General features: G+C 59.7%; 21 protein-coding genes. 7 read left to right on the top strand and 14 right to left on the bottom strand.

The window, feature by feature from the left end:
- Nucleotides 1-122 precede the first annotated feature (122 nt).
- From fliD to D1159_RS13250, 3 genes are read left to right on the top strand one after another with little or no spacing between them, the layout of a single operon-like run.
- Nucleotides 123-2600, top strand: coding sequence for a flagellar filament capping protein FliD (fliD, locus tag D1159_RS13260; RefSeq protein WP_347563693.1), 2478 nt, complete (start codon nt 123-125; stop codon nt 2598-2600).
- Between the two features lie 22 nt (nt 2601-2622).
- A complete protein-coding gene (locus D1159_RS13255) occupies nt 2623-3021 on the top strand; it encodes a flagellar export chaperone FliS (protein WP_161846141.1) in 399 nt (132 codons plus the stop codon).
- Nucleotides 3022-3025: 4 nt separating this feature from the next.
- Nucleotides 3026-3415 carry a hypothetical protein gene (locus D1159_RS13250; protein ID WP_161846140.1) on the top strand — a complete coding sequence of 130 codons (390 nt, stop codon included), beginning with the start codon at nt 3026-3028 and terminating at the stop codon, nt 3413-3415.
- Nucleotides 3416-3481: 66 nt separating this feature from the next.
- On the opposite strand, the gene D1159_RS13245 is transcribed toward D1159_RS13250, so the two are convergent.
- Complete coding sequence (locus D1159_RS13245; RefSeq protein ID WP_202621084.1) at nt 3482-4375, bottom strand: C39 family peptidase; 894 nt, start codon at nt 4373-4375, stop codon at nt 3482-3484.
- A gap of 125 nt (nt 4376-4500) precedes the next feature.
- Between D1159_RS13245 and D1159_RS13240 the strand changes: the two genes are divergently transcribed.
- The 4 genes from D1159_RS13240 (at nt 4501) to D1159_RS13225 (ending at nt 9994) form a co-directional block, all read left to right on the top strand.
- Complete coding sequence (locus D1159_RS13240; RefSeq protein WP_161846139.1) at nt 4501-5205, top strand: ATP-binding cassette domain-containing protein; 705 nt, start codon at nt 4501-4503, stop codon at nt 5203-5205.
- A gap of 85 nt (nt 5206-5290) precedes the next feature.
- Entirely contained in the window at nt 5291-7093 is a 1803-nt protein-coding gene (locus tag D1159_RS13235; protein ID WP_161846138.1) for a methyl-accepting chemotaxis protein, read from the top strand.
- A 210-nt stretch (nt 7094-7303) separates the two neighbouring features.
- Nucleotides 7304-9214 (top strand): cell division FtsA domain-containing protein, encoded by a 1911-nt coding sequence (locus D1159_RS13230; protein WP_161846137.1) that lies wholly within the window; start codon nt 7304-7306, stop codon nt 9212-9214.
- Nucleotides 9215-9262: 48 nt separating this feature from the next.
- The gene (locus D1159_RS13225; RefSeq protein WP_161846136.1) at nt 9263-9994 is read left to right on the top strand and encodes a hypothetical protein; all 732 of its coding nucleotides are present in this window, start codon (nt 9263-9265) and stop codon (nt 9992-9994) included.
- Between the two features lie 8 nt (nt 9995-10002).
- Here the strand turns inward: D1159_RS13225 and D1159_RS13220 are convergent, their stop codons facing one another.
- The 13 genes from D1159_RS13220 to D1159_RS13160 form a co-directional block, all read right to left on the bottom strand.
- A complete protein-coding gene (locus D1159_RS13220) occupies nt 10003-11337 on the bottom strand; it encodes an AAA family ATPase (RefSeq protein WP_161846135.1) in 1335 nt (444 codons plus the stop codon).
- 104 nt (nt 11338-11441) lie between these two features.
- On the bottom strand, nt 11442-11624 hold the full coding sequence (locus tag D1159_RS13215) for a YjfB family protein (RefSeq protein ID WP_161846134.1): 183 nt from the start codon (nt 11622-11624) through the stop codon (nt 11442-11444).
- Nucleotides 11621-11917 carry a carbon storage regulator gene (locus D1159_RS13210; RefSeq protein ID WP_161846133.1) on the bottom strand — a complete coding sequence of 99 codons (297 nt, stop codon included), beginning with the start codon at nt 11915-11917 and terminating at the stop codon, nt 11621-11623. Before D1159_RS13210 ends, D1159_RS13215 begins: the two co-directional genes overlap by 4 nt.
- Complete coding sequence (locus tag D1159_RS13205; RefSeq protein ID WP_161846132.1) at nt 11911-12363, bottom strand: flagellar assembly protein FliW; 453 nt, start codon at nt 12361-12363, stop codon at nt 11911-11913. Before D1159_RS13205 ends, D1159_RS13210 begins: the two co-directional genes overlap by 7 nt.
- 14 nt (nt 12364-12377) lie before the next feature.
- Complete coding sequence (locus tag D1159_RS13200; RefSeq protein ID WP_161846131.1) at nt 12378-12980, bottom strand: DUF6470 family protein; 603 nt, start codon at nt 12978-12980, stop codon at nt 12378-12380.
- 47 nt (nt 12981-13027) lie between these two features.
- Nucleotides 13028-14362, bottom strand: coding sequence for a hypothetical protein (locus D1159_RS13195; RefSeq protein ID WP_161846130.1), 1335 nt, complete (start codon nt 14360-14362; stop codon nt 13028-13030).
- Between the two features lie 12 nt (nt 14363-14374).
- Nucleotides 14375-16378 (bottom strand): flagellar basal body rod C-terminal domain-containing protein, encoded by a 2004-nt coding sequence (locus tag D1159_RS13190; RefSeq protein ID WP_161846129.1) that lies wholly within the window; start codon nt 16376-16378, stop codon nt 14375-14377.
- Between the two features lie 46 nt (nt 16379-16424).
- Nucleotides 16425-16904, bottom strand: coding sequence for a flagellar export chaperone FlgN (gene flgN, locus D1159_RS13185; protein ID WP_161846128.1), 480 nt, complete (start codon nt 16902-16904; stop codon nt 16425-16427).
- Nucleotide 16905: 1 nt separating this feature from the next.
- Nucleotides 16906-17220 carry a flagellar biosynthesis anti-sigma factor FlgM gene (locus tag D1159_RS13180; RefSeq protein WP_161846127.1) on the bottom strand — a complete coding sequence of 105 codons (315 nt, stop codon included), beginning with the start codon at nt 17218-17220 and terminating at the stop codon, nt 16906-16908.
- A gap of 210 nt (nt 17221-17430) precedes the next feature.
- A complete protein-coding gene (locus tag D1159_RS13175; protein ID WP_161846126.1) occupies nt 17431-18477 on the bottom strand; it encodes a chemotaxis response regulator protein-glutamate methylesterase in 1047 nt (348 codons plus the stop codon).
- A 23-nt stretch (nt 18478-18500) separates the two neighbouring features.
- Complete coding sequence (locus D1159_RS13170; RefSeq protein WP_243152288.1) at nt 18501-19340, bottom strand: protein-glutamate O-methyltransferase CheR; 840 nt, start codon at nt 19338-19340, stop codon at nt 18501-18503.
- Nucleotides 19333-19818, bottom strand: a complete 486-nt coding sequence (locus D1159_RS13165; protein WP_202621083.1) for a chemotaxis protein CheW — start codon at nt 19816-19818, stop codon at nt 19333-19335. The genes D1159_RS13170 and D1159_RS13165 overlap by 8 nt, the downstream gene beginning before the upstream one ends.
- Before the next feature lie 24 nt (nt 19819-19842).
- On the bottom strand, nt 19843-21122 hold a 1280-nt coding region (locus D1159_RS13160; RefSeq protein ID WP_161846124.1), incomplete at its 5' end, for a chemotaxis protein CheA.

Below are 21122 nucleotides of genomic sequence, written 5' to 3'. Positions count from 1 at the left end.
ACAGGTCGATAAAAAAATATAGAGGAAGAGCAGAAAAAAAACAATAAATTTTTCCCTTCTCATCATTTTTTGATTTGCAGACAGCGTAAGACCGCCTTTGATTTGGAAAGGAGCGATCAAATGTGGCATCGATCAGCAGTTTAAGCAGCAGCGGCGCGGCGAGCAGCATCTACGGAAACCGGAATGTGCTGTCCGGCCTGGCCAGCGGCATGGATACCGAGTCCATGATCGAAAATGCGGTAGCGGGTATTAAGCTGAAAATTTCCAGCCTGAATAAGAAGCGCACCAAGGTGGAGTGGCAGCAGGACGCCTACCGTAGCATCATCGACAAGATGGCGAATTTTACCCAGAAGTACACGTCCTACGCCTCCAGCACCAACCTGCTCAGCAGCAGCTTTTTCAACAACGCGGTGAAGACCACCACCAGCGGCACCTATGCTGACAAGGTCACCGCCAGCGGCAAGACCTCCAGTGACGTGCAGCTGCTGGGGGTAAAGCAGCTGGCCAAGGCGGCCGTCTACCGGGTGAGCGGCAGTGTTCTGGGGGGCACCGATCTGGCCAGCAGCATCGCCGGCGCGGAGATGGATCTGGCGGAGACCCAGAAGAGCAGCCTGGTGTCCGGCAGCATTACCCTGAGCTACGGCGGCGCCAAGGAATTTGACCTGGACTTCGGCGACACGGACCTCTACGAGAGCGTGGAGGATCTGGCCCAGGGCATCCGGGACAAGATGGCGGAGATGAACTATACCACCAACAGCGGCGAGACCAAGAAGCTCAGCGAGGTCATCGGCGTAGAGGTGAAGGACGGCAACATCCAATTCTCCGACAAATTGAACGCCGGCAACAGCGTAACGATCGGGTCCGCCAGCGGCAAGATTAAGGACACCCTGGGCATTGACACCAGTGAAAAGTCGGACACCCTGACGGTGGGCGATAAGAAGCTGGTGGACGAGAGCGAGAGCCGGGGAGAGTATCTGTCCGGCAAGACCATGAAGGTGACCCTGAACGGCGTCAGCAAGGAGATCACTCTGCCGGAGTACACCAAGGACATGACCGGCAAGCAGTTCCTCCAGGGCGTGCAGGACAGCCTGGACAAGGCCTTCGGCAAGGGCAAGATCACCGTGGGCGGCATCGGCGACAGCGATCCGGACACCGGCAGCAAGTTCAGCCTGAAGCTGAGCGCGGCGGAGGGCTCCACCCTCAGTGTGACCAGCGGGCAGGCGGAGGCCCTGGGTCTTCCCAAGATCGGCGCGTCCAACTATATCAACACCGGCAGAACCCTGAGCGATCTGCTGGGAGAGGATTTTGACTGGAGCCAGATCCCCATGATCGAGGCCGAGGGCGAGGTCCGGGAGGTCAAGACCGAGGACGAGACCTACTACGTGGACAGCAAGGGCAACCGGGTGGCCAAAAGCTACGACGGCGAGAACGGCAAGTACTACCAGGTGGACAAGGACGGCAACTACCTGCACGACTTCACTGTCAACGGCGTGTCCGTGGGCAAGTTCAGCAAGGAGACCGCCCTGGAGAGCGTGATGACCGCCATCAACAGCAGCGCCGACGCCGGCGTGAAGGTCAGCTACTCCAAGACCACCAACGAGTTCCAGTTCACCGCCAGCGAGAACGGCGCGGCCGGCAAGATTGAGTTCGGCGACGGCCTGGCCGCGAAGCTGTTCAGCGGCGGCGACCTTACGGAAGGTCAGGACGCCATCCTGTCCATGGAAGTGAACGGGAAAAAGTTTGAGAATATCAGCCGCAGCGGCAACTCCTTCGAGGTGGACGGCATGACCATCAACCTGAAGGGCACCTTCAACTATGAGGGCGACAACCTGAAGGCAGACGCAGAGGCCGTCACCTTTACCTCTTCCTCTGACGCGGACAAGATTGTGGACGCCATCAAGAGCATGGTGGAGGACTACAACGCCATGGTCACCGAAATCAAGGAGGCCTACTCCACCCAGCCCTCCCTCAAGTCCGACAAAAGCCGGTATGAGCCCTTGACAGAGGACGACAAGGCGGATATGTCGGAGAGCGCCATCAAGGCCTATGAGGAGAAGGCCAAGCAGGGCATCCTGTTTGCCGACTCCAACCTGTCCAGCCTGTACAGCAAGCTGCGTTCCGCCATTTCTCCCGCCGGTACCGACGGGGCGGATCTGCGCAGCATCGGCATCAGCACTTCTTACTCCAACGGCCTGACCACCATCAGCCTGGATGAGAAAGCCCTGCGCAACGCCCTGGAGAGCGACCCGGATAAGGTGAAGAACGCGTTTACCAAGAGCAAGGACAGCGGCTCCTCCTCTGACGGCCTGATGAAGTCCCTGCTCTCGCCGCTGGAAACCTACGGCAAGACCACCGGCGAGCCCAAGGGTATCCTAGTTACCCGGGCGGGCTCCATAAAGGCGCCCACCACGCTGAACAGCAACAGCCTGAAGAGCCAGATGGACAACATCGACAAGCAGATCGAGCGCTGGCAGAACAAGATGTCCGACCAGATCGACCGCTATACCGTCAAATTCTCCAGACTGGAGCAGCTGATTGCCGAGATGAACTCCCAGAGTTCCGCGATGATGGGCCTCATGGGCGGCGGCAGCAGCTACTAAGAAGGGTACAAAGGAGTCAGTAATGGATAGTAAGGGGTTTCGGGGGTATCAGGATCAAAAGGATCAGGCCATCAACTCCATGACCCAGGGAGAGCTGCTCTTGCTGCTCTATGATGAGTTGGTCAAGCGGCTGACCAGAGCCGAGCTGGCGCTGAAAAAGCCGGACTATGCGCTTTTTGACGCCTCTGTGGACCGGAGTCTGGAGATCATCCGCTATCTGGACGATACACTGGACCGGCAGTACCCCATTGGCAGAGATCTGGCCCGGTTGTACGATTTTTTCAGCTACGAGCTGAACCGGGTGAAGGCGGGCCGCAATGCCACCGAGCTGGAGCGGGTGCGCACCATGGCCGACGAGCTGCGGGGCTCCTTCCGGGCGGCAGAGAAGGCCAGCCGGGAGGAAGTCCGGGCTGAAGGGTAGGCATATGACACAAGATAGCTTGATGAAAGCGCTGGTCCAGGCCAAGCGGATGAACAATCTGTTTAACGAGGTGCTGGATCTCTCCCGGCAGATGGCGGAGGCCATCGACCGTAGCGACCCAGTGTCTGTGGAGATGCTTATGGCCATGCGGCAGGAACCCATTGAAAAGCTGGAGGCAACGGAGCAGGCCATGTGGGATTTGGTGGGGGACATCAGCGACCCAGATCAGGCGGCCCGGCTGGACGGCCTGATTCGGGGCGCCCCGGCCCAGTCGCCGGAGGAACAGCCCCTGGCGGACCAGGTGGCCGCCAACCGCAGGCGGCTGAATCAGGTGTTGGAGCTGGACAAAGCGGTCAGCTGGAAGTTCACCCGAGATAAGTCGATTTACAGATGAAACGAGCATCGGCCCGGTATCAATCCGGGCCGATGCCAAAGTACGTAAGCGGGCGGGTGGGCCGTGTTACCCTGGGGCCGCACAGAGGGTCCACAGGGGGGCGCCGTTGGAGGTGCTGGTGGAGAGCTCGTCCAGGATCAGCTGGGGATCCCAGACGGTGAGGCTGCGCTCCGTGCTGTTGGGGTCTGCCACCAAAATGTCCCCGCTGAGCGTGACGCCCCGGAGCAGGATAAAGTGCCCATGCTGGGTAAAGTGCCCCGGCCCCATAAGGGCGACCAGAATTTTTCCGGAGAAGAGGGCCTCCATCAGCGCGTCCGTAGTCCGGTTGGTCAGGGGCTCCGCCACCAGACCATAAGCGCTGGCGGTCCCATCCACGATGGAGAGGTAAGAGCCGCTCCTGCGGGCCCAGTAGCCGTGGTCCACGGCCCACTGCGCCATGAGGGCGGGGTCGGTCTCCTCACCAGTGAGGCTGGCCACCGCCATGGCCATGGCGGCGGGTCCGCAGCCGTAGCCGCCGATATGATCGCTGCCATAGGGCTGCTCCGCCCAGGGCGCCTCGCCCTGGTTGAAGTAGACAATGTCGACGATACCGCCCGTCAAAATGGACTGACCGTCCTGGTCGATCAGCTCTGTAATAGAGGGATCGGAGATGGGGGTGTCGTTTTCCAGAGCGGGGGAGCCGGCCAGCTGGGATTCCAGCTCCTCTTCTGGGGGCGGAGCCTTGGGAGCGGTGAAGTCATCCCACGCTTGGGACGCTTGGGCCAAGGCCCGCTGCCCCAGTTGGGATGCCTGCTGCCCCAGAGCAGATGCGGCGCCCAGCACCCGGTTGACGCACACGGCCACCGGCCGGGTGATCTGCTCATAGAGCTCCGGGGCAAAGTGGCGGCAGGCGGCCAGCTCTACACCTCCAATGCACAACAGAGCCAGGATGAGTATCAGCACAATATATCTTTTTTTCAACGATACACCTCCGGCCGCGCATCTGCGCTGTAAACTGCATTCTTTTCTTATTATAGCAGAATCGGTGCGGTTTGCAACGGGGAAGGCAAACTCAAAAATCTGATAATAAGGCACAGGAGAGAACTATGCCCACGATCTCATTGGAACGAGTTTCAAAGTATTATAAGGTAGAGCGACGAAACGAAGTTGGCGTAGAGAATGTGAATCTCACAATCAAACAGGGCGAGTTTGTTTTTGTCATCGGCAGCAGCGGGGCGGGAAAAAGTACCCTTCTGGACCTGATTACCGGGAAGATAAAGCCGGATCGGGGTAAGGTTTATCTGGATGAACATGATTTGACCTGGATGAAGAAGTGGAGCAAAAACCGGGCGTCCCTGATGTTCGGAAAGGTCTGGCAGGAGCCTACTCTGATCCGCAAGCGGACGGTGGAGGAAAATCTGACCCTGGCAGCCAGAATCGCCAGCACAAAGCTGGAGACGGGGAAGCATCTGCGGATGAAGAGCAAAAAGGTCCTGGGGCTGGTGGGGATGTCCGGCGTGGAGAGCAAGTATCCGGCAGAGCTGTCCATCGGCGAGTGCCGCCGGGTGGAGCTGGCCAGAGCCCTGATCAACAGCCCACCGGTTTTAGTGCTGGATGAGATCACCGCCAACCTGGATGACGACAATATCTGGGATATGCTTCTTCTCCTCAACGAGGTAAACCGAAGGGGAACCACGGTCATTATGGCCACCCACGCCAGCCAGTATGTCAACATCATGCGGCGCAGAGTGGTGACCATTGTGGACGGACATATTTTTGGGGATGTAGAAAAGGGAAGATACGGGGCATAAGAGTTGATTTTGCGAATCAAGCCATGTAAAGATAGGGATCAGCTCTCAGGAGAATCAATGCAGTAACAATGGAGGAGGAACCGTTATGCTCAAGAACATGAAGCTCAGAACAAGCCTGATCTTTGGATTTGGCTCAACCCTTCTGATCTCTCTGGTGATTGTCATCTGCACGCTGTTTATGCTGAACAGCCAGAGCAGCAACTATCAGAGGATCATAAACGGGGAGGTCCGGGCCACACAGCTGATTACAGAATGCCGCCTGAATGCGAATATTGCCGCCCGTACGGTGCGCAATATGGCGCTGAGTCCTGGGGATCCCGGCAATGCGGATCTAAAAGCCAAATGTAATCAGGCACTTGCGGATCTGGATGTGAATGTGCGGGAGCTGAGAGAAGTCTACCCCCTGAATGATACCCGGATCAATGATTTCATCAACGCTCTGGAGGATTGGGCAGCGGTTCTTCCAGAAATTCAGGACGCCATCGACAACAACCGGGGTGAGGAGGCTGTCACCCTGATTCGTGAGACCTGTACGCCCCGGCTGAATACCATGGCCAGCATTTCCGAGGAGCTGAGCAGCGCACTGACCAATGAGGAGAACAAGACCATCAAGGAGCAGGCCCGAAATGTAACCATTATTATCATCCTTGTGGTGGTTCTGGTGGTGTTTGCCACAGCGTACATCCTGCTGATGAGCGCCCGGATTATCCGCAGCATTGCCCAGCCTGTGGCTCAGGTGCGCGCGGCGTTGATTGGATTCAGTGAGGGCAACTTTGATGTCACTGTGGATTTTGAAAGCAAAAACGAACTGGGCGATATGAGCAAGGCCCTGCGGACAAGCCAGAAGGTGCTGGACGAGGTCATCAGCGATGTGTGCCATTTGCTGGAGGAGATGGGCAACGGCAACTTTAACTGCCGTACCAAGGACGAAAGCATGTACGTAGGCGAGCTGAGCGCCGTGCTCAAGTCTATCCGGGTCATCAACAGAAACCTGTCCGATACCCTGTCCCAGATTAACCTGAGCGCCGAGCAGGTGTCCGCTGGCGCGGAGCAGGTATCCACCGGCGCCCAGGCCCTGGCTCAGGGCGCCACCGAGCAGGCCAGCGCCGTGGAGGAGCTGTCCGCCACCATCGCGGAGATCGCCAACAACTCCCGCAAGAACGCCCAGAACAGCGAAGAGGCCACCACTCACACCCAGAATGCCGGCCAGAGCCTGGCCGAAAGCTCTGAGCACATGCAGAAGATGGTCGCCGCCATGGAGAAGATCTCCGAGTCCTCCGCTGAGATTGCCAAGATCATTGACACCATTGAGAATATCGCTTTCCAGACCAATATTCTGGCCCTGAACGCCGCCGTGGAGGCCGCCCGGGCGGGTTCCGCCGGTAAGGGCTTCGCCGTTGTGGCTGATGAGGTGCGCAACCTGGCCTCCAAGTCCGACCAGGCCGCCAAGGCGACCAAGGATCTCATCGACCGCTCCATCAACTCCGTGAAGGACGGCAACGATATCGTCAAGCGGGTGTCCGACTCCCTGGAGGACACCAGCCAGCGCGCCAGCCTGGTGGTGTCGGCCATCCAGGAGATCAGCAAGGCCGCAGAGGAGGAATCCGAAGCCATCGCCCAGGTGACCGAGGGCATCGACCAGATCTCCTCCGTGGTGCAGACCAACTCCGCCACCAGCGAGGAGTCCGCCGCCGCCAGTGAGGAGCTGTCCAGCCAGGCCGCCCTGATGAAGGAGCTGATGGCCCGCTTTACCCTGCGCAGCGACAGCAGCAGCTATGGAAAGCCCAGTCAGGCGCCCTATAAGCCGGTCTATGAGTCGCCCGCCGCTGCCGAGGTTGTGGACAACAGCATAGACCCGGCTGCGTCGAGTGCGTTCAGCAAGTACTAAGAGCACTGGGGGCGGCCCAGAATGTCCGGGTTGAATCCCAGTCAATCAGTGTATCGTTTCAGGCCGGACCTGCTGCGGCGTAAGGGACCCCTATAGGCAGGACCGCCACAGCTAAAATTGCCAGAAGGCGGTATTCTGCACCGCTTTCTGGCAATTTTGTGTTTCTAAGAAAATACTATCATCTGTGACGGACAGAAAAGGAGCGGCTGTATGGCAGAGTATAAAGCCCAGGAAAAGGATCTGATCTTTGCGCTGGATATCGGCACACGCAGTATTGTAGGCGTTGTGGGCAGGACGGTGGGAGACCGGTTTAAGGTTTTGGATATCGAGATGGCGGAGCACGGAAAGCGGGCCATGATGGACGGCCAGATTGACGACATCAGGCAGGTATCGACCCTGGCCCGCACTGTGACCGGACGTCTGGAGGAACGCCTGGGCGTCCGGCTGGAGCGGGTGTGTGTGGCGGCGGCGGGCCGGGCCCTGCGCACCCAGAGCGGCAGCTTTACCATAGAGCTGTCGGGAGAGCAGGCCATTGAAGCGGAGGAGATCAGCCGTCTGGAGGCGGGAGCGCTCTCCGTGGCAGAGGAGGCGCTCCAGACCGATGAGGAGGAGCGGCGGCAGTTCTTCCTGGTAGGATATACCGTGGCCCAGTACCGGCTGGACAACTATCCCCTGGCTAACCTGCAATTCCACAACGGGCAGCGGGCGGAGGCGGATGTGGTGGCCACCTTTCTGCCGGGCGAGGTGGTGGAGAGCCTGTACGCTGCCATGCGGGGGGCGGGGCTCCAGGTGGCCAGCATGACCCTGGAGCCCATTGCCGCCATGAATGCCGCCATTCCTGCGGAGCTGCGGCTGCTGAATCTGGCGCTGGTGGATATCGGCGCGGGGACCACGGATATCGCCCTGTGCAAGGAGGGCAGTGTGGTGGGGTACACCATGGCCACCGTGGCCGGGGACGAGATTACTGAGGCCATCATGCGGGCCCTGCTGGTGGACTTCAAGACGGCGGAGCAGATCAAGCGGGCCTTGGGCGAGGAGGAGGAGATCCACTACCGGAACATTCTGGGGGTGGAGGAGCCTATCTCCCGGGAGGAGGTGGCCGCCATCATTGAAAAGCCCCTCACCCGTCTGGCGGAGGCCATTGCCAAGCAGGTGTGCGGCATCAACGGCGGACCGCCCTCCGCGGTCTTCCTGGCCGGCGGCGGGAGCAAGCTGCGCGGCCTGAGAGAGCAGGTGGCCAAGGCCCTGGAGATGGACGAGAAGCGGGTGGCCATTGCGGGAAACAACTTCGCCATGAGCGCTTTTTCCGACGACCTGAAGCTGGAAAACCCGGAGTACACCACCCCCCTGGGCATCGCCGTCTCCGCGGGGCTGGGCCTGCTCAACGACAGCTATGTGGTGCTGCTCAACGGCCAGCCGGCCAAGCTGTTCCGCAGCGGTGTGCTCACCCTGCGGGATATTCTGCTGATGAACGGCTATGTCTATGCCGATATGCTGGGCAAAGGGGGAAAGAGCCTGAATATTAACCTGGACGGCAAGCATATGGTGCTCCGGGGGGAGCCGGCGGTGCCAGCCATCCTCCGGGTGAACGAGGCGGATGCGGGGCTGTCCACTATCATCCACGCCGGCGACCAGATCCAGTTTGTCCCGGCCAAGCACGGCGCACCGGCGGCCAAGACCCTGGGCGAGCTGCTGGGCCCCGATTTTGCCGGTCAGGCGCTGGTCAACAACAAGGCGGTACCAATGGAGACACCTCTGTGTCAGGGGGACGTGATCCTCACCCTGCGCCGGGCGCCTGAGCCGCCCCCTCCGCCGCCCGCCCCCGCGCCCAAGGCGCCCGCGCCGGCCTTTAAGCCCGCGGTCCCCGTCCACACGGCGGCGCCGGCCCCGGTGGCGCCAGCCCCCGGCTTCCGGCCGCTGCACATCCGGCTGAACGGCGCGCCCTTGACCATCCCGGCCAAGAAGAACGGAATGCCCTACTATTTGATGGATCTGCTGGAGTACTCCGGTATCGACTTTGAACATCTGGACCGGCCCGTTCAGCTGTCGGTAAACGGGCGGGAAGAGGGCTTCCAGTATGAGGTGAAGGAGCAGGATACCGTGGTAATCCAGTGTGTTTAACGCATATCAGTTCCTGTTCAAAATTTGAAAAATTGGAGTTTAGAGCGCATGAGTGGGAAAATGAGAGTTGCCGCCCTGTCCATGGCCCTGGTCTGCCTGCTGGCCGGGTGCGGAAAGAAGAAGGACAAGGAGAAAGAAAAGCTGCCGGAGGCGTACCTCATCGGAGAGGAGAGCATTGCCGCCCTGACGGTGGAGGATGAGGAGGTCAAGCTGGCGGAGCAGAAGGAGGAGAGCCATCCCTATACCTATGAGGGCCTTTCCGACGCGGGTGGGACGGTCTCCGGCTATGTCACCCAGATGACCGGGGAGGAGAATGGCTTCCGTGTGGTCAATGAGGACTTCATGCAGTCAGACCTGCCGGACTTTACCGCGGCGGAGGGCGCTGTGACCTTGGCGAAGAGCGGGACGGAGGAGGGAACCCTCCTCACCCTCCAGCTGAGCTGGGCGGAGGGGACCTGTACGATTCTCCCAGGGACCGCGGAGGGGACCATCACCGCCCAGCCCGAGGGGATGGACGCCATTGAGGCCCTGGACTACTTCTCCAGCCTGCCGCCGGCGGTGCTGGGACTGGCTGGCAGCTCCATGGAGGCCTATGAGGTGTACATCCAGGACGGAGCGGTGATGGTGGACGGCGCCCCCTGCCTGCGTTTGAACGTGTACAGCAAGGACAATCCGGAGGAGACCAACGACCTCCAGGGCATCTACCTGATGACCAGCGACGGGCTGCATGTCTACCAGGTGAATGAGGGTGAGAAGAACGTGACCGAGCTGGACCTGTAAGCTGGGTCCTAACCGGCGGCGGGGAGGAGCTCCAGGTGCTCCGCCGTACCGGTGAGGCAGAAAGCTGTTTCCCGGCCGGCGTGGGCGAGAAAGAGGGGGGTAAGGGCGCCCTCCAGAATGGCGGCGGTGGAGCGCAGGGAGAGGACGTCCTCCGGCGTGAGGGCCTGGGCGATGGCGGGGTCCACCTGACGGATGGTCAGGCCGAATTCCTGGCCCAGGGCGATGATCTGCTTTTCGGTGACAGCAGCCCGATCCCCAGGGGCCAGGGACTGAAAGCCAATGAGCCCGCTGAACCGCCCGGCAATCTCCCGCAGTACGCCGAAGCGCAGGAGGGCCTGCCGGGCGGCCTCATCCCGGGCGAGCAGCCGCCGGGCAATCCCATGCCCCGGGGAGAGGATCGGGGTCTCACGGGCCGCCGGCGGCGGCTCAGGGGGTGCGAAGCCCAGGCGGGGGACATTAGGGGCGGAGAGATCATAGTTGGTGGTGAAGAGGAAGATACACCGCCGGAAATCCAGCTCCCGCTCCCCCTGTTCACTGGCCCGGTGGGCGGCACAGCGCCCCTCGTCCAGGACGGACATAAAGACCTTCAAGACCTCCGGGTGGGCCTTGTCCAGCTCGTCGAAGAGGAAGACGGTGCAAGGGTTGTCCCGGACGGCGGCAAAGACCGGCTGATCCTCGTATCCCACATAACCCGGGGGCGCGCCGGTGAGACGGTAGACCGAGTGGGCCTGGGTAAAGGAATTCAGCTCCGTCCATACCTGCTGGTAGCGTCTCTCCCCCGGCAGGCGGTTGAGGGCCGGTGTGATTGCCTTGGCCAGCTCTGACTTGCCCACGCAGGTGGGGCCATAGAAGATAAGAGACAGGGGACGGGCGGGGGTCCGCTTGGCCAGATGCCCCCAGAGCTTGAAGGCGGCGGCCTCCACTGCCGTCCGCTGGCCGAGAACCTGGGCTTGCAGGTCCGCGCTGAGCCGGTGAAAGAGCTCCGGCCCGCGGGCCTCTTGTCTTTGCTCCGGGGGCGCCGGAACAGGCTGGGCCCCCTCCAGGCCCCGCAGGCAGGCCACCAGGGCGGGGAAGCTCTCAAAGCGCTGGAGGGAGCCCTGTTGGAAGAAGCGGGCCAGCTGGGGGTTATCCCCCTGATAGGACACCGCAGGCTTGAAGTAGAGGAGGTAGCCCCCCTGGACAGTCTGCCAGAAGCCAAGGGCGGCTTGGCGGGGGGCGCACCCGGCGGGAAGCCGGCACTGGGAGAACTCGTAGCTGCGTCCTTGGCAGGCACAGCCGTCCACGTACCGCTTTAAGTTGTCATAGGCCCCGGGGGGCGCGGCGCAGAATTGGGAAAATTCCATAGAGACCTCCACAAAAGGTAGTTTCACTATAGAATACCCAAAAATTCCCTTCCATACACAAAAAGGGCCAGATCCAAATGGATCTGGCCCTTTTCATAAGTTTCTTAGGCGTAAGTGTCGATATACTGGCCCTTGGCGGGGGCGGGCGTGGCGGGGAGCATACGCAGCAGCTCCTGACCGGCCAGCTCCTGGGTGTCCATCATCTTCTTGGTGACGGACATAGAGTAGTTGGTGGCGAACTGGGCGGCGCTCATACTCATCGCCATACTGGCGATTGACTCCATCATGATGTTTCCTCCTTTTCCTGGTTTGATTTATGCGTCGAGAGGGGAGAAGTCCCCTCCTGACCATGTTCTAATACATTCCCCAGCAGGCCCAGCAGCTCGGTGGGGGCGGCCTCCTCCATGGCGGAGTCCCGGTTGGCGGTGGCGGCGGTGATGAGCTCACTGCGCAGAATAGATACGTCCTCCGGCGCGGAGATAGCCAGCCGCACCCGTACGCCGTCAATGGAGACCACAGAAACGGTGATGTTGCCGCCGATGACCAGCGACTCACCGGCCCGGCGCTGTAAAATCAGCATGGCGCGTCCTCCTCGCGGCCGAACTCGGCCAGAAGGTGGCGCATATGGTAGGCGTCGGTGTCTAAAATAACCTGCCGGGATACCCGGGTTTCGGGATTGACCGCCACGGGGCATTTCAGATTGACGGTACTGTCGGAGACCGGGGTCTTCACCACACACAACACATAGAAAGCCAGGTCTCCGTCCTCCTTTACGCCCAGGGTCTTGAGCTCCTGGGGCTGGAGGGCGGGGGCATAGCCAGGGCACAGGGAGAAAGGGTCCATCACCACAAAGGCCAGAGAGGGGGTTTCGGCGCTCTGGAGGCAGAGCAGCGTCCCGCCGCTGCCCTCAAAGGGGAGGAGGAGAAATTTGTGCTCCTCCTCAAAGCCGAAGAGGCCCACGGGAAAGGTGAGGAATTCCTCCGCCTCACAGTCGATTTCCCCAAAATACTTGGTCTGGAGTTTCAAAATAATGCCTCCTGTCAGGCCTGCACATCCACCGGTTGGTAGTCCGGGTCCGCAGAGGGGGGGACATAGAGCGGGCCGCCTACGTATTTGATGATCACGTCGGGCTGCTGCTTGACAGAGATCTCAATGTCACCGGGGGTAAACTCGAACTGTGCCTGATTGATCCGCCAGTCGAAGTTCAGCTTATCCATCTCATAGCGGATGTTCAGCTCGCCGGGGATCCAGTCGATCTCCGGCCCGGTGGTGGGCAGGAACTGGAGCCCTACGTCTGCGGGCTTGGGCTGGGCGTCGGCGGCGAACTGGGTGATCAGCTCCTGGCCCACTTTGGCGTTGAGCAGCAGCTGTCCCTGCTGGGCATAGGTGGCGGTGGCGGAATAGGCGGCCTGCTGTCCCTGCTGCGCGTACTGCTCCACGGAGCGGACGGCGGTGGGGGTGATGGAGTTGCGGGCCTCAAAGGTGTCCAGCTGGAGCCGGATGGGCCGGCTGCGGATACTCAGGCCGCCCTCTCCGCGGGAGATTTCCAGGTCTGCGGTGCCATGGGTGTGCTCCAGCTTGGAGTGGGTGACTTTCATCTCAATTTCAATGGGAATGGTTTTGATTTCAATCAAGGGATACATCGCTCACGTTTCGCTCCTCTCTATATAAAGTTCAGGGTCAGACCGAATTAGCTGAGGTAGTCCATCAGGCTCTGGGACAGAATGCTGTTGCCCACCTTCAAGGCGGCATTGTAGCAGTACTGAGCCCAGACAAAGGAGGAGATAGCCTCGGCCATGTTCACGTCCTCTTCCGCGGCGATCTGCTCCTGGAGGTTATAGGCGCTCTCTTCCAGAAGTTCGCCGTTGTTCTTCACCTTCACAGTGGCGGCGGACAGGTCGGTGTACTCCGCGTCCAGCCTTTTCATGGCGTCTTCCAGCTTGCCTGCCAGACGGTTGACCTCCTGGTAGTGTTGGTTCTCAGTGGTCCAGGGTTCGTCCTTGTAGGTGGAGCAGAGCTCGCCCATCTTCTTCAGCAGGGAGACAATATTCTTGGGGTCGCCCTCATCGTCCACGCCGTAGCCCAGGAAGGTGACGCCCTGGAGGGCGGAGTTAAAGGCGCTGGACTCAATGAGCTGATTGCCGTTCTCCTTCATGCCCAGGCCGATGTCCACAAAGGTGGCCTCTTTCTCGGTCATATACTTTAATTTTTCTACGTCTTTCCCGGCCTGCTCATAGTCTGCCTGGGAGATGGTCTCGGGAGGATTATCAACAACAAGATAATAGCCGCCGGCAGGATCGGGCTTCCCATCTTTGTCTACTTGGTAAAGCGTTTGATCTGCGTTTTTCAGTACATTGGGAGCGTCGGGGCCGGCTTGGTTGTAGTCAGCAACGGTGATGACAGAGGTGCCGGCGGTTTTAAGGTAATCGGTTCCGGCCGGATCGACTTCACCCTGCGCATTCACTTTGATAATGCCACTAGCTGCGTCCTTCAGGACATCCGGCACAGCGGCGTCCACAGGGACGCCCCGATAGAGCAGTTTACCGCTGGCGTCAAAGGAGAAGGGGACGTTGAGTCCGTCCGCCCCGGCGAAGATGAAGGTCTCGCCGTACTTGGTGTTCATATTCTGCACCACGGTGTCGGCGATCTGGTTCAAAACCTTGCCCAAGGCGGTGCGGCTGTCGCCGCTGGGGTCGTTGAGGGTGCGCAGCACGGCGTCCCAGGCCACGGCGTTGTCGCCCTCGTTGCGGCTCTTGACCAGGTTCTGTACGCCGGTGATGGCGCTGAAGCCGGTGTCGTACTTGGCCCAGACGGCGTTGTTGACGGAGTACTGGGATTCCACCCGGGAGAGGGAGCGGCGCATCTGGAACGCCCGGGAGGCCGCCGCCGGGTCCTCGGCGTAGGAGTTGAAGTTGCGCTGGGTGAGCATCGTGTCCCGGCTCTTATTCAGCGTGATAAACGAGTGCATCAGATTGCTACGGTAGCTGCGCAGTACGCCGCCGGTGGTGGATCGAATCATACTCATGCTGTGCCCTCCTTATCTGCCGGCGATGCCGGTGTTGCTGATGAGCCGCTCTATGGCTTCGTCAATGGCGGTCATCATGCGGCAGGCGGCGGTGTAGGCTTTCTGGTACTGCATCATATTCATGGCCTCGTCGTTGAGGTCCACGCCGGAGACCGAGTCCCGGCTGGTGTTCAGCTCCACAGAGGCGTTATAAGAGGTGGTCAGCAAGGTGCCTGTGGCCCGCTGAGCGTCGCCCAGGGTGGTACACATATCGTTGAGCATCTCCTGGAAGGAGCCGCTGAAGAGATGGGTGCTGATGGGTATATCATCGGTACCCAGACCCGGGAGGAGGTTGCCATCCGCGTCTTTGTAAAGATCCTGGGGATCGTATTTCAGCTCCTTGTCCACCAGAGAGATCATGTGGTTGACATTGTCCGGCAGGGTGCTCTGCTCGATATCGTCCGGCTTGGGATCATCCGGCTTTGGGAACTTTCCATCTGCAATCGCTTCCATGCCTGCAATGGTCTGCTCTTCCCGGAGCAGAACGTGGGCGGAACCGTTGGACCAGCTCTGGGAGACGGAGATATTGCCGGCGGTAATGCCGCTCATGTCGTCGCTGTCGCCCCGGTTGCTGAACAGGCTGACAATAACACCCTTCTGTTTCAAAAGAGCGAGCTCATCCTTTGTTAAGGTGTGATCCGCCTTGATTGGGTTGCCGTTAAGTTCAATAGGAGCGTTAGTGTCTTTATCAATATAGAACCCGTCCTCATTGACCTTGTACTGCTCGTTGAGGTCATTAAACTGCTTGGCGATCTGCCGGGCCAGCAGATCCAGGGAGTTCTGGTAGAAGGGAATGCCCCGCTTGATGGTGGCCTTCTTGTCAGTCTTCAGGTCGTTCTCGCTGGCGAACTCACCCTTTTCGGTGAGCATCTCCCGAACGGCCTGAATGGAGCCGTGGAGGTCGTTGTCATCCAGCTTTACCGCCTTGGAGGGGATCTTCTTGCCATTATCATCCGTGTTGTAGAGTACCCGGCCCTTGGAGTCCTCCAGCCGGGAGACCGTGATGTCGTAGTTCTCGTTAAACTCCTGCAAGGCGTCCTTGGGGTCGGTAACTTCATTGCCGTTTTTATCTAAATAAATGGGATTGCCGTTGGCATCCGTTTTGGGGGTTACACCATCGTCCTCCATTGCCTGCTTCGGCGTGGTAATCTGGGCGCAGTAGACGCCGTCCACCAGGACAGTCTGGTCCGTGTCAGACTTGGGGTCTGGGTTAGCGTCCCCCAGCTTAATGGTGAGCTTTTCCACCTTCTGACCGGCGCCGATGTCCTCATAGCTGTAGATGACGTCGATTTTCATATACTGGGACAGCTCGTCGATGAGGCGGTTGCGCTCGTCCCGCATCTCCAGGGCGTCGTCTCCGTGGATCTCGCTCTTGCGGATGGCGGCGTTCAGGTCCCGGATGCTGGTGAGCTTGTTATTGATGTCGTTGATGTCCTGCCGCAGGGCGTTTTCCGTGTTGGTTTTCAGGGTCTCCAGCTTGTCGGCGTAGCCGTTGAGCAGCGTACACAGATTGTTGGCGGACACCCGGACCAGGCGCTCGTACTCCTCCTCGCCGGCGTGGAGGCCCAGGTCCCGCAGGGCGTCGGACAGGTCGTTGAGCTGGTTTTGAATGATGCCGTTGTCCTTTTCGCCGTCGCCCACCTCGTCCAGAATATGGGCCAGGCTGTCCAGCACCCCCAGCGTGGAGTCCTGATAGCCCACATCGGCCATTTCGGTGCGGTAGCGGATGTCCAGATAGGGGTCCCGGATCTGGGACAGGCCGGTGACCAGGGCGCCGTTGCCCACCTTCACGCCGTACTTGGACTGGTAGCGGTCCGCGCCGCCGGTGCGCAGGCTGACCTGATCCACCACCTGCCGGGTGTATCCCGGGGTGTTGATGTTTGAAATGTTATTGCCTGTTACGGTCAGTCCCTTCATAGCGGCGTAGATGCCCAGCCGGGACTGCGTAAAGGCGCCGAAAGTTCCCATATTGCTCATAAGCCGTACTCCTTATTACTCAGTATCCCCCTGACCCGGGTGGCGGTCAGGCGCGAAAATCGGTTTTCATATTCTGGGGCGGCTCCGCCTGAGGCGGTGCGTAGCCGGATCCGGTGGCCACGGGTGCGCCGCCCATCTGTTCAATCACCTTATCCAGCTCCTTCAAATGGCTCTCCAAAGTCTGCCGGGCGGCGTCCGCCTCTTTTCGATAGACGGCGTAGCTCTCCTTCAGCGCCAAGGCGGCCTGGGTGGCCTGGGCCTGGAGATCCGGGGGACAGTGGGCGGCCAAATCGGCCAGGGGAACCTGCTCCAGCTGGAGGCCGGCGGCCAGCTTGAGCCGCTTCTGCTCATGGCCCCGCAGGGCCAAAGACATGGCCTGCTCCTGCTTGAGCACCTCATCCAAAGCCAGCAGATTGTCATTGCGGGCTACGCCGACCTTTTCCCGGGCCAGCTCGGTGAGCCGGTCCAGACTGCCCCGCACGTCGTTGAGCAGCTCCAGGTAGGTCAGATAGAGTTGTTGGTCCATATCAGCCCTCCTCTCCCAAAAAGAGAATGCGCGCGGCGATGGCCATGGGGTCAGGCTTATACGCGCCGGAGGCCACCGCCTGACGGAGGGCCTGGATGTCGCCGGTGGTGGTGGCGGTACGCACCTCTTGAGACAGCCGGCTTACCATATCCATGTGAAAGCGGCTTTCTCCCGTGGGTACGGAAGAGAGCGTAACGCAGTCGTATTTACTATGGCTCGAGGCAGTCTGTGCAAGGGCGCCGCGCTCTTTGCCGGCGCGGTAGACCTTCTTGGGCGCGATGGGGGAAATTGCACCGTAACCAGAAGAAGTCAGCACTTTATTTCACATCCTTTTTCATCCAAATGGAGGGGAAGTCCAAGTGGAATTCTAAGTTGAAGTCATAGAAACCTCACTTTTTATATCGGCAAAAACGGCGGGAAGATAAGAAATAAGGAAAAGTTTCTTTGCTAAGATTAGCGATTAACGAAGAGTGTATACAAAAAAGCCCGAATCCATAACGGAGGATCCGGGCTTTTGTACAAAGGGTCATGTAATTGTCTTCAAATGGCGGATTAGCACGTTGGCGATGTTGTCGCAGGAGGCCTGAATGGCCACGGCGCCGATTTTTTGCGCCACCCCCGGCATACCATAGACCACCGAGGAATCCTTATCCTGACCGATGGTGTAGGCGCCCTTCCGGCGCATGGCCAGCAAACCGGCAGCGCCGTCCTGTCCCATGCCCGTCATGATGATGCCCACCATTTTGCACTGCACGACCTCCGCCATGGAGTGGAACAGGGCGTCCACCGACGGGCGGTGGCCGCTGACTTTCTCTCCGGGGGTGCAGGCGATGGTGTATTTGTTTCCAATGCGGGTCACCCGGGCCTGGAGATCCGCCGGGGCCACCAGGGCCAAACCGGGGCGGATCTCGTCTCCGTTCCTAGCCTCACGTACCTCCATGGCGCACAGGCGGTTGAGCCGGTCAGCGTACATCTTGGTGAAACCTGGGGGCATATGCTGGACGATAACCATGCCGGGGATATCCGCAGGCAGGCGCTTCATGACCTCCAGCGTGGCCTCAGTGCCGCCGGTGGAGGCGCCCAGGCCCACCAGCACCCGGCTCATGGCCAGCCCGCCCCCCAGAGGAGCGGCGGGAGAGAAGGGCGCGGAGACGGCGGGGGACACGGGGAGGGTGCGCACCTTGGAGATGGAGGCAATGACAATTTTCTGGGTAAGGGCGGTGATAAACGAATCCACGCTGTCCTGGCCGTCAGGCTTGCGGACAAAGTCCACCGCGCCGGCGGCCAGGGCGTCAAATACCTTCAGATTCAGGGAAGAAACCAAGATGACCGGCAGGGGATGGGATGGGAGATACTGTTTGAGAAACTCAATGCCGCTCAGGCCCGGCATCTCCACGTCCATGGTCATTACATCGGGCTTCAGCTGGGGCAGTTTGTTCTTCGCGTCCAAGGCATTGATGGCAAACCCAACAATCTCAATCTTGGGGCTGGCGGACAGGCCCTTGATAATAAGATTGCGGGCGACCATTGAATCGTCTACCACCATGACGCGGATTTTACGAGCGGATACCATAGCGGCGAGGACCGCCTCCTTTCCTATTTCTGGAAGGTAGCCGGGGCCAGGCGCCGGTAGGGGGTGTTCTGGCTCAGGTTTTCCGAGTAGCTGATCAGCAGATAGCCGCCGGGAACCGTCGCGTCATAGAAACGCTGTACCAGTGCGTCTTTGGTGGGCTGATCGAAATAAATCATCACATTCCGGCAGAAAATCACGTCAAATTTCCGGCGGAAGCGGATAGGGTCCATAAGGTTGAAGGGCTGGAAAATGACGTTGTTCTTGATGGCGGGGGAGACGGAAAAGCTCCCGTTTGGCCCCGGCACGAAGTATTTCTTCCGCCACTCGGGGGGAATGGTGTCCGGCAGCTCGTAGATGCCCCGCCGGGCGGCGGTAAGGGCACGGTTGGAGATGTCGGTGGCCAGCAGCCGCGTGTCCCACTGATTGGCCTGGGAGCCTAGGTAGTCGAAGAGGTACATGGAGATATTGTAGGGCTCCTCCCCGGTAGAGCAGCCGGCGCTCCAGATGGACAGAATTTTGTCCCGCTGGTGGCGGCGTACGATCTCAGGGATGATACTGTTGCGGAAATAGTCCAGATGGTCCTTTTCCCGCATAAAAAAGGTATAGTTGGTGGTGAGCTTATCCAGCAGAAGGGTGACTTCCGTCTCATCCTTGGTCTTGAGCAGGTGGTTGACAAAGTCAGAAAAGCTCTTGTATCCCCGCTGCTTGATGGAGGTGGACAGCCGCCCGGTGATCAGCTGGCGCTTTTGGGAGAGGTCGATTCCGTAATTGGACTGGATAAAGGTGGCCAGCCGTTTGAAATCGGCCTCTGAAATGGTCATAGGGGAGAAAGCGCCGTCCCCTGGCTTCTCCTGATTAATCATGGGGCATCAACTGCTCGCAGTCCAGCACCATCATGGTGCCGGAGCCGTCGGGAAGGGAGCACATGCCGGAAACCAGCAGCTGAACGCTGTGGGAGGGCATGGGGAGAATGTTGGACTTGGGAATATCAATCATCTGATCCACCGCGTCTACCAGGATGCCCAGATAAGTCTCCTCCAGGTTGAGTACAATAACCAAGGAATCGTCAGTGGACTCCTTGCCCAGGCGCAGGCGGATATCCAGAATGGGGACCATCTGTCCCCGGAGATTGATAATGCCGCGGATATATTCAGGCAGCATGGGCAGATAGGTGATGGTAAGGTTGTTGATAATCTCTACCACACACTCGGCGTCTACCCCCATTTTCAGATCGTCAGTGAGGAAGATAAGATATTTTTTGGAATCGACAATCTCTTCCGCCGGGGCGGCGCTGAGCGCGTCCAGTTCATCTTCCTTCGCAAACAGGATCTCTTCGTTCATCTGTTCCACTCCTCCTTTGCAGGCTTACATGCCCCGCGCGGCCGTATAGAGGTTGGCCACATCCAAAATGATGCTGATGCTGCCGTCGCCCAGGAGCGTACAGCCGTTGATGCCATAGTTTTTGATGTTGTAGCTGTTGACATAGCTGGGAAGCTGCTTGACCACCACCTGCTGCTCTCCCAGCAGCTCGTCTACAAACAGGCAGTAGGAGTAGTCGCCGGCCTCCAGCCAGAGCAGGATGCCCTCTTCGATTGCGGTAAACCCAGTATTGAGACGGTAGAGGTCCCGGGCGCGGATAATGGGATAGAAGCTGTCCTGCACCTTGACGATCTCCCCCTGGCTGGAGTCGTGGATGACCTCTTTGGCGTTCACCTTGAAGCTGGAGCGGATGTTGTTGATGGGGATGGTGAAGATGGAGTTGCCCACGGAGACCTCCATGCCGTCCATAATGGCCATGGTCAGGGGAATGCGCATGGTGGTGGTCATGCCCTTGCCCAGCTCGCTGGTGATGCTGACGCTGCCGCCCAGCTCCTCCACACCCTTGCGTACCACATCCATGCCCACGCCCCGGCCGGAGAACTCTGTGACCTGAGTATTGGTGGAAAATCCGGGCATCATGAGGAAGTTGAGAATATCCCGGTGGGAGTACTCCGCATCGGGGGAGGCCAAGCCGTTTTTGATGGCCTTTTTCAGTACGTTTTCATCGTTTACACCCTGGCCGTCATCCTGAATCTCAATGATGACCTCACTGCCGGTGTCCCGGGCGGAGAGGATGATTTCACCCACCGGGTCCTTGCCGGCGGCGATGCGGTCGGCCTCGTTTTCCTCAATGCCGTGGTCCATAGCGTTGCGGATCATGTGCATGATGGGATCGCCGATGCTGTCCACGATGGTTTTGTCCACCTCGGTGGTTTCACCGATCAGAGTGAGCTTGGCCCGCTTGTTGAGCTTCTTGGTCATATCCCGGACGATGCGGTTCATCTTCTGGAATGTGGCGGAGACAGGGACCATGCGCAGGGACATGGACACATCCTGAAGCTCGTCGGTGAGCTTGCGCAGCTGCCGGGCGGACTTGGAAAAGGAGTCCAGATTGAGCCCGCGCAGATCGGGGGAGGAAGTCACCATGGACTCGGTAATGACAATCTCGCCCACCACGGCGGCCAGCTGGTCCAGCTTGCTCAGGTTGACGCTGATCAGGCTCTCCTTGGCGTGCTGGGGATTGGATGCCCCGCCGCCGGCGGGCGGCGCGGACGGACTGGGCGCGGACGGAGCGGCGTCCGCCTGGGCCGGCGCGGGCGCGGGCT

The organism is Pseudoflavonifractor sp. 524-17, from assembly GCF_009935845.1.
Lineage (GTDB): Bacteria > Bacillota > Clostridia > Oscillospirales > Oscillospiraceae > Pseudoflavonifractor_A.
The sequence above is the reverse complement of the archived record's forward strand: the minus strand, read 5'-3'. Positions and strand labels throughout refer to the sequence as shown.